A 12,721-nucleotide genomic window follows, 5' to 3' on the forward strand; every position below is an offset into this window, starting at 1 on the left:
AACCGCCGCTTAAAAAATACACCCTAGTAGCTAAGTCTTTAAAAGCTTTAGAGTGGATTAAACTTTGGCAAGCCTTAGACTTTGAAGTGCTTGTAAATTCACTTTGACTAAAAGCATTTAAAGCCTCATCTAGTTGAGTTTTTATACTTTGATTTTTAGGATCTTTCAAAGCTTGATTTTTTAAATCTGCTATATTTTGGGCTTTGCTTTTTTGAGCGCTATCTACCATAAGCGCTAAAAGCAAAATGCTTTCTTTATCTACAAAAAGCACTTTAAAACACTGCTCATCATTTCCTACACTAAAATCAAGTTCTTTGGTGGAATTTTGCAAATTCGATAAATCTTCATTTTTTATATTTGCTACATTACTCATCAAAGCTATACTTGAAAGACTTTCATTTTTTAATACACAAGAACTTACATCATTGATAAAAGTTTTTAAATTTCCTAAAGCTTGAGCTGTACTTGCTTCATCTTTACTTGTGTTAAATTTTGGCAAAGCAACTGCTGCTAAAACACCAAGTATAATCACCACAAACACAAGTTCTATAATAGTAAAAGCCTTTTTCATAATACACCTTGTAAATTTTTCACCTTAGGACTTATAAGATCATCTTCAATACTTACAAATTCTTTACGCTCATAAGCCTCACAAGCTATCCTTGCTATCATCAAAGCATTATCTGAACAATACTCAAGCGGAGCTAGCAAAAGTTCACATTGATAGCTTTGGCATAAATGCTCTATTTGACTTCTTAAGCTTAAATTTGCACTAGCTCCACCTACTATACCAAAACGCTTAAATTTATACTCTTTAAAAATTTTTTCTAACTTGTTTAAAATATGCGCTATGGCTGCTTTTTGAAATGCAAAGGCTATTTTGCTTTTACGCTCTAAGCTTAGCTCTTCTTTTAAAATTTCCAAACGCACTTGGTTTTTAAGTCCTGAAAAACTATAAGCTAAGTCTTTAGAATGAAGTAAAGGTATGCTAAATTCTAAATCACTTTCTTTTACATTTTTAGCTAAATTTTCTATGATAGCCCCACCAGGATAACCAAGTCCCATCATCTTAGCTACTTTATCAAAACTTTCTCCAAAGCTATCATCATTTGTTCTTGCTAGTTCTGTGATTTTACCTTGCTTATCGATAAAAAGTACCATAGTATGCCCACCACTTACAAGCAACACGCCCATATCAAAACTAGCTTTTTTATCTAAAAACATAGAGTAGATATGTCCTTTTAGATGATTAATCGCTATAAGTGGTAAATTTAAACTAACAGCAAGCATTTTAGCCATAGCAACCCCACCTATCAAACTCACACTAAGACCAGGTTCATTTGTAACTGCTATAGCACAAAGTTTGTCAAAGTATTTTTGGCATTTTTCTAAGATTTTAGGTAAGGCTTCACTGTGCAATCTTGCTGCAAGCTCAGGCACCACCCCTCCATAGACACTATGAGCATTTTCTTGAGAAATCTTTGTATGAAAAATACATTCAAAGCTGTTTTTATCTATGATAGCAATAGAACTATCATCACACGAGCTTTCTATGGCAAGAATTAAGCTTTTCATTGAAATTCCACTAAAATCATACCAATAAATTTGTCCTTTTGCTCTGCTTTTTCTATGGCTTTTGCAGGTATGTTCGCTTTTTTGATTTCTTTAAAATTTGTCTTTTTTTCTAAGGCTTGATCGGCTAAATTTGCATTTTTTAACTCATAAAATTCCACTCTATAAATCTTTCTTTTTTTGTCTAAAGAATAACGACTTTGCATTTGATTTTTACTTATTTCTATACCGCTTTCATCATTACCCCTATCAAAACCTATGACATTAACCCTTACACCTACAATAGAAGGAATTTTAAAGCTATTTTTTACCATGATTTTTTGAGCAAAGTTAGTTTGTATGTTTTTTCCATCTACTATCATTTCAACACTATCTAGCGCATTTGAAAACTCAAAATATTCAGGGTATAGTCTAGTTTGCAAGCGATTTCCGTAATTGACTGAGTATGAACTAGCGTTTGAAATCACCGCTGTAATTTCATTGCTTGCTTCATAATTTAAAGCTTGATTAACAGGGAAAGGTAAGAAATTTATAGCATTAGTAGGTTTGTCAAGATAAAGTAAAATTTTATCATTAAAAAGTCTTACCTCCAAAGGCTTTTCAATGGCTCTATAAACCCCATTTGGAGTTAGCTCAAAAGTTCTTTGAAATTCTATATTTGCCTTTTTTAGATAATACTCCACCGCCAAAAGATGATAATACACTCTTAAATGTGTTGGTAAATTTTTGCTCGCTTCATTAGCAAAGGCTGCTTTGTGATTTGACACTACAAAATAAGTTAAAGCCTTTAACATATCTTTATCATTACTTTCTTGGGTTTTGGTGTTTTTTAAATGATATTGATGTTCTTCTTTTACTAAGGCTTTATTGATATTTTCCACCGCTTCTTTAGCTATGTTTTCTAAGTCTGCATATTTAGTAGAATTTACTTCGCTTTGATCGATAATGCTAGTGTTACCCCAGCGGTTTGGGTTTTTATCTTTGCTTTCATATTGTGGTCTATAAAAACCACTTCCATCGTGTAAATTTATGACCATATTAACTTCAGGATCTAAAATAAGCTTTTTTATACGCTCTATGGTGTGAAAATCAGGATCGCTTTCATCTATATGGGCAAATTTTCTATTTAAATCTCCAAAATTTCCCCTATTTCTAGCAATAATACTTTCAAAAGCCAAATTTGGCGCAACGATGATTTTACCTTTAGTGATATTATAATCACTCAAAAGCAAACTAGCTGCATGAAACCCACCTGGCTCATCTCCTTGTATGCCTCCAAGGATTAAAACCGTGTTATTATCGTCTAAACTTTTTCCATTTTCTTTCACACTAAATTCTAAAGCAAAAACCACATTTATAAAAATCAAAACACTTAAAAAATATCTCACTTCATTTCCTTATCTAAATAAAGCCTTACTTGTTTATCATACTCAAAAACATCTTCAATTTGGTTAATCTTTGGCACACCAAAATGATCTAGTGCTTTAAAAATTCCTTTAGCGATATCTAAAAACTGCGCTTTTTGAGCTAAAAATTGATACACCATATACTCATTTGCACTATTTATAATCACGCCCAAGTCAGGCTTTTTTAAAAGTTCATCTTTGAGTGAAAATATAGGATATTTTTTTAAACTAATTTTTTCAAATTTTAAACTTGGCATAGCTAATAAATCCAAATTTTCTACAAAGCTTTGATCATGCTCATCTAAAATCGCTTGAGCTATAGATAAACGCATATTTGCATGAGAAAAATATGCACTCATGCCACCATCTTTAAACTCGCACAAAGCATGCACTAAAGATTTTCTTTCTATCAAAGCATCTATTTGTTTAATGCCATAAAGATGATAAGCTTCGATAATTTCAAAAAGCTTATTACACATACTAGCACTATCTATGGTGATCTTAGTTCCCATGCTCCAGTTAGGATGCTTAAGAGCTTCTTTTACGCTGACATTTTTTAAATCTTTGATTTTATAATTATAAAAGGCTCCGCCACTTGCTGTGATGAAAAGCTTTTTAATATCTTTTCTTTTATCTATCAAACACTTTAATGCTGCATGTTCGCTATCTATAGCTTTAATCTTAGAAGTGTCAAAAAATTTCCCTGCTACTACTAGGCTTTCTTTATTTGCTAAAGCTAAAGTTTTACCAAGTTTTTGCACCATAAGACTTGAGTTTAACCCTGCAAAACCCACTATAGCATTTACCACCAAAGAGCTTTTACACTCAACTATCATCGCTTTTAAGCCCTCTTGGCCGCAAAAAATCTTATCATGATCAACCAAGGTTTTATCTTTTTCATCTTGTATGCATACAAATTTAGGCTTAAAAAGAGCTATTTGCTCATTTAAAACCTTGATATTTTTACCACAAGATAAGGCTTCTATGCTTATGTTTTTTTCTTTGGCAATAAAAAGAGTATTAACCCCTATACTTCCTGTGCTTCCAAGTACAATCATACTAAAGTTGCCATTGCAAATGCTGCAATGATAACAGCATCAATTCTATCTAAAACTCCCCCATGACCTGGGATTAAATTACCGCTATCTTTAACGCCTGCTTGTCTTTTAAAATAACTCTCAAGCAAATCCCCTATCACAGCAAAAATAGCTACTATTAAAGATATATAAATACTTTTTACTAAGCTAAATTCAAAAGAACCTATGATGGTTCCTAAAATCCCTGCGCAAACTATGCCACCTACAACCCCTTCTAAAGTTTTATTTGGGCTTGTTGGAGAAAAAGCTCTCTCACCAATGAGCTTTCCTATAAAATACGCCCCGCTATCACAAGCAACGACAATCACTATAAGCCAAAATAATACAAACATACCCTCATAGCTTAATACTTGATAAAGCATTAAAATAGGCAAAGTAGGATATATATAAGGTATAAGTTCATTTAAATTTTCACTTTTTTTATAAACTAAATATCCTAAAATCAAAATCAAAGCCATAAGGCCTATAAAGAAAGGTTTATCTAAAAATGCACCTATTGCAAAAATACACAAAGCCACAAAGGCACTTGCATGTTTACTTTTAAACATAGCTTTTGCTTCTTTAAATGCCAAAAACAATAAAACACCAAAAATAGCAAAATTAATCAAAAAATTATCCACCAAAGCAACAACAGCTATTACGGCTATCATCACAATAGCACTAAGAATTCTTGTCTTTGAAAACATTTTTATCCTTTCTATATGCTTAAATCAAGTAAATGAGAGCTTTTTTTAACCACCTCTTGCTCTTTTTCTTCTTGTTCGTCTTTTTCTTCTTGTTCTTGATGATGTTTAGAATGCTTCTTTTCTTCCTCTTGTCTTTCTTTTACCTCATCACTTACTTCGTGAGTTTGATTAACTTTTTCAAGTTTTTCAACCGCCTTTTCTTTTGCTTGAAACTCACTCATATTTACCAAAGTCGCAAAAGAGTCTTTTGCTAGTTCATTGCTCACTTGTGCTGAATGTACTGGTGCATTTTGGTTAGCATAATTAACACCACCTATGGGACTTATAGGCATATTCACTCCTTTAAAATGCTTATAGTCTTATAATTTGTATAATTTACAAAAGCCTTCTCTCTAACTTTAACAAAATTCTTACTCGTATAATCGACCAAATAAGTTCCAGAACTTAGCTTGGAAAATTCCACACAAAGCTTTGCGGCAAATTCTAGCACTAATTGACTTATTTTTAATTTATTTGAAGTAATGATCACATGTGCACTAGGATAATCTTTCACATGCAACCAAATATCATCTTTTTTAGCTATTTTTAATAAATACTCATTAGCTTTTTCATTGCGTCCTACACTGATTTTAAACTCATCAAAATAAAAGCTACTAACCCCTGCGTTTAACTCTTCTTTTTTGGTTTTTTTACTTTTTTTAGGCATTAAAACTTCTAATTCTCGCAAAGAAGTGCTTTTGGTGATTAAATCTTTTAAATTGATTAAAAAATCAAGTTTTTCACTTAAAATTTCTCTTTCTATATTAATATTTTTAGCCTTTTGTTTTAGCTTTTTAGCCATTTTGTAAAATTCATTCGCGCTGTTTTTAGGTGTATCTTCAAGCTTAAAAGCAAGCTCATTTGCATTAAAATCTTGCAAAATAAATTCTCTTTGATAATCTTTTAAAGAATTTAAATTAGCAAATAAAACATCTGCCTTTTGACTTAACTCTTGAGCTTTTTTTAATAAATTGCTTTCTTGTTCTAAATTTTCTATACTCTCTTTAAGGGTAAAAATTTTTTTATCTACATTTAAAAGTTTATTTTCTTTTATATCTTTTAAGCGCTCTTGTTGTAACTTTTTAGCACTTTCTTTAAAATACACATTAAAATCATCAATCTTTACAAATTCTTCTTTAATCTCATAAGCTTTTAAAGCTTGGAGTTTTTCGCCTATTTTTACAATACGATAACTTTTATCTATATGACGCAAAGCTTCTATGATAATATCATTAGTATCTGTAATGATGACATTGGTGTTTTTTCCTGTAAATTCAAAATAAATCTTAGCCCCATAAGCTTTGTAAGATTTTTCTGATAAAACTTCAAAAGATAAAATTCTATTATTTTCTAATACTTCTAAATTTAAAATCTTTGCATTAGAAAAGTATTTTTTTAACATAAAATCAAAAGGTGCATTATAAGCTTTTGCTTGGAGCTTATCTTGGTAAATTCCACTTTTTCCGCGTGTTAAATCTAGTATAAAGGCTTGATGATCTAAGCTAAGCTCTAAGATATTATCATCAAGGCGTTTGAGATAATTTAGCCTTTGAAATTGTTTAAAATAATCTTTTATTTGTATTAAATCTGTATATTTCATAAATGTATTATAAAATATTTTGATGAATTTATGAGGTTTTTATGAGTAAAAAAATTCCCTATCCTTGCGTGATTTTATGTGGCGGAAAGTCTTCACGCATGGGAAAAGATAAAAGCTTATTGCAAGTAGATGATAAAAACTTAACTCTTTATCAGTATGAAAAAATGTCAAGAATTTTTAATCAAGTTTTTATTAGCGCTAAAAAAGATAAATTTCATCAAAAAAACTTAGCACTTATTTTAGATGAGGATTTAAATAACTACTCCCCACTCATTGCCTTAAATTCCATACTCAAACATTTTCAAAACACCTATGTATTTATCCTTAGCGTGGATACTCCAAGTATAAGCAAAGAAAGTATTTTTAAACTTTTTCATCATCTAAAATCACAAAATATACTCTTAGCAAGCACAAAAAAGCACAAGCATTATTTATGTGGATTTTATCATGGTAGAAATTTTGAAAAAACTTTGCAATTTTTACAAGAAAATAACCACAAACTAGCTCTTTTTTGTGATACAATGAAAGCGGAATTTATAGATTTTAAAAATGAAAATGAGTTTATAAATTTAAATTATTTTAACGAATACAAAAAGTGGCTTCATGAAAAAGACAATCTTACCCATAATATGTGCTTTTAGTGCTTTAGCAAATGAAGATTTAATCAATCAAGCCTTAAAATATGAAAGGCAAGGTGAGTATAAAAAGGCTATGCAAATTTATAAAAGCTTAGCTTTAAAAGATACAGCAAAAACAAAAAATTTAGAACTTTCTCTTAACAATGAGCAAAATGCAACAAAAGAACATAAAATAGATGATTTTAACCCAAGAAGCGAAGCTTTAGCAAATTACCTTGGCACAGAAAAATCATACAATCCTTTTGGTATTAGCACGCATAATCTTAGTTATTTTATGCCTGTTTCTTATAGTTTTAGCAAAAGAGATTATAAAAGCACTGAAACTAAATTTCAAGTAAGTCTTAAAAAAACTCTTTTTGAAAATCTTTTGGGTTTAAACGAAAGCTATAACATAGCTTATACACAAATTTCGTGGTGGCAGCTTTATGAGCATTCATCACCTTTTAGGGAGACTAATTATTTGCCTGAATTTTTCATCAATTTTCCTATAAGTGGGCATGGAGCTTTTGAAAATTTAAAAAATATACGCGTTGGTTTATTACACGAATCAAACGGGCAAGATGATCCAAAATCAAGATCTTGGAATAGAATTTATCTAAGCAATGCATGGTTTTTTGACGACTTTGTGTTCATACCTAGGGTTTGGCTAAGAATTCCTGAAAAAAGCTCAGAGGATGATAATCCTGATATAGAAAAATATTTGGGTAATTTTGATATCAATCTTGCTTATACTCAAGATGATTATTTTATCAATATCTTATGGCGTAATAATTTAAATTTTGCTAATAACCGCGGTGCAGTGGAAATAAGTGGAGCTTATAAAATCTCCAACAATGGCTTGTATATTTACACTCAGTATTTTAATGGTTATGGTGAGAGTCTTATTGAATATAATAAATCTTCAAGCAGACTCTCAAGCGGAATTTTGCTGATGTATTAAAGCAAACAAAATGCTATAACACTACCTAAGATAAGCAAAGAGCCATTAAAGCATAAAAAGGTTGGTATACAAGTATCTTTGATGTGATCACCTTGCTTATCTGCATTAAGCCCTACACTCACTCCCAAAGTCGTCTCACTAGCAGGCGATCCTGCATCACCTAAAGCTCCAGCAACACCGATGATAAAAATAATCGCAGCAGGTGAAAAACCAAGCTCTATACATATAGGGCAAAATAAGGCAGCGATGATAGGAATAGTACCAAAAGAACTGCCTATACCTATGGTGATTAAAAGACCTATGGCTAACATGATAAAAATAGCTAAAAAGTGACTTTGTGCCATAAAGGGCACGCTTGTTTTTACAAGCTCAGCTATACCCCCACTTTGCTTTAAAACCTCCCCATATCCTGAAGCAACAAGCATTACAAAAGCTATATAACCCATGATTTTAAGCCCATCATCAAAGACTAAATTAACTTTGTTATATTCTACTCCACCTAAAATCACCATCAATACAAAACCCAAAAGTCCAGATAAAGGTAAATTGTGCGTTAAAATTTGCAAAATCAAAGTCAGTCCAAGACCAGCTAAAACACCCCATTCTTTTTTACTCATTTTTAGATTTTCAAAGTCCATTTTAACAATTTGCTCTTCTTGATATTCTCTTGGCTTAGCATAAAATACAAATACAGCTAAAAACAGACCAACTAGCATACAAATAGCCGCAAAAGCCATAGTTTGAGAAACTTCTCCTAAGCTAATTTGCACTCCATTTGAATTTAAATTATCTACAAGCAAAGTTTGAAAAATAAGCCCAAAACCTAAAGGCACTACCATATAAGGTGTGGTAAGTCCAAAAGTTAGCGCACAAGCTATGGCTCTACGGTCTATTTTTAATTTATTAAAAAGCTTTAACAAAGGTGGGATCAATAAAGGCACAAAAGCCACGTGGATAGGGATTAAATTTTGTGAAAAACAAGCAATAAATGCCAAAGAAAGTATAAGTAAGTATTTTTTATGTGAAATATAATGCGAAACTATTTTAATCAAATATGCTGTTAAATTAGTTTTTGATATAGCAGCAGCCACCGCTCCAAGTAAAATATAACTTAGTGCTGTTTGTAAATTTCCTTGCATACCATCGATTAAAATTTTCATAGAATCCATCATAGCTTGTGGAAGTTGGGTAAAAAACTCCATCAAAGTTAAATGCTCTATATGCATAAATTTAGACCAAACGCCTACAAAAAGCCCAGAAAGCAAAACACTAAGCAAAACATTAAACCTAAAAAAACACAAAAGCGTCATTAATACAACGCCTATAAATACCGGATTAGTTAAAAGCATTACATTCCTTAAATCAAAATAATTGCACATTTTAAATAATTTTCTTTAAAATACCATTTAAGTTTAAAAAATTTAAGCAAAAATTGCAAAATAAAAGCATAAAATGATAGTTTTTACTTTAAAAAAGGATACAAATGAGAAGTGACGCGATCAAAAAAGGACATTTAAAAGCACCAAATCGTTCTTTACTTAGAGCATGTGGCTTAAATGATGAGGATTTTGACAAACCTTTTATAGGTGTTGCAAATAGCTATATAGATATCATCCCGGGACATTTTTTCTTAAATGAATATGCAAAGATCATCAAAGATGAAATCCGCAAAAATGGTTGCATTCCTTTTGAATTTAATACTATAGGTGTAGATGATGGCATTGCTATGGGGCATGATGGTATGCTTTATTCTTTGCCAAGTCGTGAAATCATTGCAAACTCTATTGAAACAGTGATGAATGCACACCAACTTGATGCACTAATTTGTATCCCAAATTGTGATAAAATCACTCCAGGTATGCTCATGGGGGCTTTAAGAGTTAATGTGCCGACTATTTTTGTGAGCGGTGGGCCTATGCGAGCAGGAGTAAATAAACACGGAGAAAAAATCAGTCTAAGTTCTGTTTTTGAAGCAGTGGGAGCTTATGAGGCTAAAAAAATCAATGAAGATGATTTAAAAGATATAGAATGCAAAGCTTGTCCTAGCGGTGGATCTTGCTCGGGTATGTTTACTGCAAATTCTATGAATACTTTATGTGAAGCTATGGGCATAGCGCTTGAAGGAAATGGAACTATTTTAGCACTTAGCAAAGAAAGAGAAGAGCTTTTAAGAAAGGCTGCGCGTAGAATTTGCGAGATTGCCCTAGATGAGCGTTTTAAAATTCGCAATATCATTACTAAAAAGTCCATTAACAATGCTTTAGTTGTTGATATGGCTATGGGTGGAAGCTCAAATACTATCTTACATATGCTTGCCATTGCTTATGAAGCAGGTGTAAATTTGGATATAAAAGAACTCAATCACATCAGTGCTAATGTGGCTCATATAGCCAAAATTGCTCCATCTTTAAATACTGTTTATATGGAAGATATACACAAAGCAGGTGGAGTAAGTGCAGTAATGGCTGAAATAGCTAAAAAACCAGGCCATATTTTAGAACTTGATACTCTAGATATTGGCGGAAAAACTTTAAAAGAACGCATTGAGAATGCTAGCATTAAAGATGAAAATATTATAAGAAAAATAGACAATGCCTATTCAAATGTAGGTGGACTTGCTATACTTTTTGGAAATTTAGCAGAACAAGGCTGTGTGATAAAAACTGCAGGTATTATGGGTGAACGTAAATTCAAAGGTAAAGCGGTTTGTTTTAATTCTCAAGAAGAAGCCATTAAAGGCATTATAAAAGGTAAAGTTAAAGAAGGTGATGTGTGTGTGATACGCTATGAAGGACCAAAGGGTGGACCTGGCATGCAAGAAATGCTTAGTCCAACCTCATTGCTCACAGGCATGGGACTTGGTGCCAAAGTAGCACTTATAACAGATGGTCGTTTTAGCGGAGCTACAAGAGGGCTTAGTATAGGTCACATTTCTCCTGAAGCTGCAGAAGGTGGACTTATAGCGCTTTTAGAAGATGGCGATGAGATAGAAATTGATGTGGATAATTACAGTATCAATGTAAATTTAAACCAAGATGAAATCGCCAAACGCAAAGCAAACTTTAAAATGCCAAATAAACAAATAAATTCAAGATGGCTTAAAATGTATCAAAAGCTTGTAAGCAATGCTAGCAAAGGCGGGGTTTTAGACTTAGAATAATTTTCTTAATTTCTTAGAGAAATTAAGAAATATCTTTTAAATGTGAAAACAAAAATATGAAAAATTATGTTAAAGTGGCCGGGAGAAAGGGATTCGAACCCCTGGAGGTGTGACCCTCAACGGTTTTCAAGACCGCCGCTTTCGACCACTCAGCCATCTCCCGAAAGAATAAAAATATCAAGTGTTAACATCGCATTGGAGGCGACATCCGGATTCGAACCGGAGATCAAGGCTTTGCAGGCCCATGCCTTACCGCTTGGCTATGTCGCCTTGAGTTACCAAAAAGTGGTGCCCGAGGCCGGACTTGAACCGGCACGGAAGAAAAATTCCGAGGGATTTTAAGTCCCTTGTGTCTACCAATTCCACCACCCGGGCGGGTGATAATGGAGCGGGAAACGAGATTCGAACTCGCGACCCCAACCTTGGCAAGGTTGTGCTCTACCCCTGAGCTATTCCCGCATATAAAATTGAAATTATACCTATTAAAGCTTAAATATATATAAAAAATTACAATAATCAAATAAACTTATTATTAAAATTAATAATATTTTTATAATCAATATGATATAAAACTGAGTCTGATTTAATCAATTTAAAATATTACAATGGAGGTATTTATGTTCAGCTTTAAAAGCTTATCAAGTAAATTAACATTTATAACCTGTTTGTTAATTATAGCAATTTTAACCGTAGTTAATGTTATAAACTACTATGAATCTAAAAAAACAATCAATGATTATCTGTATGAAATACAGATGAAAACAATGCTAGATGTTACAAAGGTATATGAACTTTATGGTAGTTCAAAAAGAGCAGCAATCAACTCTCTTGGACACTCGATCTCTTCCAAACCAAATATGCATCAAGACGAAATTATAGATATTTTAGGCACTCTAAAACAGTCATCAGATTTTGAACTTGTTTACATTGGATTTGAAGACACTGGTAAAACTTACAGATCCAACAAAGTTATTAATGATATCACAAGTGGATATGATACTAAAAATAGACCTTGGTATAAAGAAGCAAAGGCTGCTGGCAAACTAATCGTTACCGATCCTTATGTCTCTGCTTCTAGCGGTCAAATAACTGTAACATATGCTGCACCAATTTATTCAAGTGGTAAATTTATAGGTGTTGCAGCAGGAGATTATGATCTTTCAAGGTTTTCAACCGATGTTTTATCGCTGGGGCACTCTAATAGCTCTTATGTTGCAGTTTATGATAGAGAAGGTATTATAACCTTCCATGAAGACAAAGAAAGAATGCTTACTAAAAACGATTTAAGTGTCAATATAGCAAACGCTATAAAAGCTAATCCTGATTTAGCTGATCCAAGCAAAGAAGAAACCTTGTTTTATGCTAAAGATGGAGCAGGTAAAACCCAAGTGGTAACTTGCAATCAAGCATTAAATCCCAAATATGTAATTTGTTCGATTACAGATGAATCTATATATACTGACGCGGTAAACAAATTGTTATTTCAACAAATTATAATTGCAATTATAGCTATAACAATAGCTTTGCTTCTAGTAAGATTTGCTATTATTAGAAATTTAAAGCCTATTGCGATTATCACTACC

At 32.2% G+C, this 12,721-nt stretch carries 12 protein-coding genes and 4 tRNA genes; 4 read left to right on the forward strand and 12 right to left on the reverse strand.

Annotated elements, in window-relative coordinates; genetic code table 11:
* The 7 genes from CAMP5118_RS07705 to CAMP5118_RS07735 form a co-directional block, all read right to left on the reverse strand.
* Positions 1 to 571, reverse strand: a 571-nt coding sequence (locus tag CAMP5118_RS07705; protein ID WP_337217002.1) for a pilin, incomplete at its 3' end; no start/stop codon positions are given.
* On the reverse strand, positions 568 to 1,575 hold the full coding sequence (tsaD, locus tag CAMP5118_RS07710; RefSeq protein ID WP_337217003.1) for a tRNA (adenosine(37)-N6)-threonylcarbamoyltransferase complex transferase subunit TsaD: 1,008 nt from the start codon (positions 1,573 to 1,575) through the stop codon (positions 568 to 570). The genes CAMP5118_RS07705 and tsaD, both read right to left, overlap by 4 nt.
* Complete coding sequence (locus CAMP5118_RS07715; protein ID WP_337217004.1) at positions 1,572 to 2,960, reverse strand: M99 family carboxypeptidase catalytic domain-containing protein; 1,389 nt, start codon at positions 2,958 to 2,960, stop codon at positions 1,572 to 1,574. The genes tsaD and CAMP5118_RS07715 overlap by 4 nt, the downstream gene beginning before the upstream one ends.
* Complete coding sequence (gene dxr / locus CAMP5118_RS07720) at positions 2,957 to 4,036, reverse strand: 1-deoxy-D-xylulose-5-phosphate reductoisomerase (protein WP_263679741.1); 1,080 nt, start codon at positions 4,034 to 4,036, stop codon at positions 2,957 to 2,959. The genes CAMP5118_RS07715 and dxr overlap by 4 nt, the downstream gene beginning before the upstream one ends.
* Positions 4,033 to 4,761 (reverse strand): phosphatidate cytidylyltransferase, encoded by a 729-nt coding sequence (locus CAMP5118_RS07725; RefSeq protein WP_263679740.1) that lies wholly within the window; start codon positions 4,759 to 4,761, stop codon positions 4,033 to 4,035. Before CAMP5118_RS07725 ends, dxr begins: the two co-directional genes overlap by 4 nt.
* Positions 4,762 to 4,772: 11 nt before the next feature.
* A complete protein-coding gene (locus tag CAMP5118_RS07730; RefSeq protein ID WP_263679739.1) occupies positions 4,773 to 5,093 on the reverse strand; it encodes a hypothetical protein in 321 nt (106 codons plus the stop codon).
* Positions 5,094 to 5,095: 2 nt separating this feature from the next.
* Complete coding sequence (locus tag CAMP5118_RS07735) at positions 5,096 to 6,400, reverse strand: NFACT RNA binding domain-containing protein (RefSeq protein ID WP_263664319.1); 1,305 nt, start codon at positions 6,398 to 6,400, stop codon at positions 5,096 to 5,098.
* A gap of 41 nt (positions 6,401 to 6,441) precedes the next feature.
* Here CAMP5118_RS07735 and CAMP5118_RS07740 point away from each other — a divergent pair, with 41 nt between their 5' ends.
* Together CAMP5118_RS07740 and CAMP5118_RS07745 are read left to right on the forward strand one after the other, a co-directional pair.
* Positions 6,442 to 7,041 carry an NTP transferase domain-containing protein gene (locus CAMP5118_RS07740; protein ID WP_263679738.1) on the forward strand — a complete coding sequence of 200 codons (600 nt, stop codon included), beginning with the start codon at positions 6,442 to 6,444 and terminating at the stop codon, positions 7,039 to 7,041.
* The gene (locus CAMP5118_RS07745) at positions 7,004 to 7,978 is read left to right on the forward strand and encodes a phospholipase A (RefSeq protein WP_263679737.1); all 975 of its coding nucleotides are present in this window, start codon (positions 7,004 to 7,006) and stop codon (positions 7,976 to 7,978) included. Before CAMP5118_RS07740 ends, CAMP5118_RS07745 begins: the two co-directional genes overlap by 38 nt.
* Here the strand turns inward: CAMP5118_RS07745 and CAMP5118_RS07750 are convergent.
* The gene (locus tag CAMP5118_RS07750; RefSeq protein WP_412175511.1) at positions 7,975 to 9,327 is read right to left on the reverse strand and encodes a Na+/H+ antiporter NhaC family protein; all 1,353 of its coding nucleotides are present in this window, start codon (positions 9,325 to 9,327) and stop codon (positions 7,975 to 7,977) included. The genes CAMP5118_RS07745 and CAMP5118_RS07750 overlap by 4 nt on opposite strands.
* A 134-nt stretch (positions 9,328 to 9,461) precedes the next feature.
* Here CAMP5118_RS07750 and ilvD point away from each other — a divergent pair, with 134 nt between their 5' ends.
* Positions 9,462 to 11,138 carry a dihydroxy-acid dehydratase gene (gene ilvD / locus CAMP5118_RS07755; protein ID WP_337217005.1) on the forward strand — a complete coding sequence of 559 codons (1,677 nt, stop codon included), beginning with the start codon at positions 9,462 to 9,464 and terminating at the stop codon, positions 11,136 to 11,138.
* Between the two features lie 75 nt (positions 11,139 to 11,213).
* Here ilvD and CAMP5118_RS07760 read toward each other — a convergent pair.
* From CAMP5118_RS07760 to CAMP5118_RS07775, 4 genes are all read right to left on the reverse strand, one after another.
* A tRNA-Ser gene (locus CAMP5118_RS07760) sits at positions 11,214 to 11,301 on the reverse strand.
* Positions 11,302 to 11,334: 33 nt separating this feature from the next.
* Positions 11,335 to 11,408, reverse strand: a tRNA-Cys gene (locus tag CAMP5118_RS07765).
* A gap of 16 nt (positions 11,409 to 11,424) precedes the next feature.
* Positions 11,425 to 11,513 (reverse strand) — tRNA-Leu (locus tag CAMP5118_RS07770).
* A gap of 9 nt (positions 11,514 to 11,522) precedes the next feature.
* A tRNA-Gly gene (locus tag CAMP5118_RS07775) sits at positions 11,523 to 11,597 on the reverse strand.
* A gap of 296 nt (positions 11,598 to 11,893) precedes the next feature.
* On the opposite strand from CAMP5118_RS07775, the gene CAMP5118_RS07780 reads away from it, so the two are divergent.
* The coding region (locus tag CAMP5118_RS07780; protein ID WP_337217006.1) for a cache domain-containing protein at positions 11,894 to 12,721 on the forward strand (828 nt) is incomplete at its 3' end.

Origin of the sequence: Campylobacter sp. LMG 7929 (genome assembly GCF_024723595.1) — a bacterium.
Classification (GTDB): Bacteria; Campylobacterota; Campylobacteria; order Campylobacterales; family Campylobacteraceae; genus Campylobacter_D.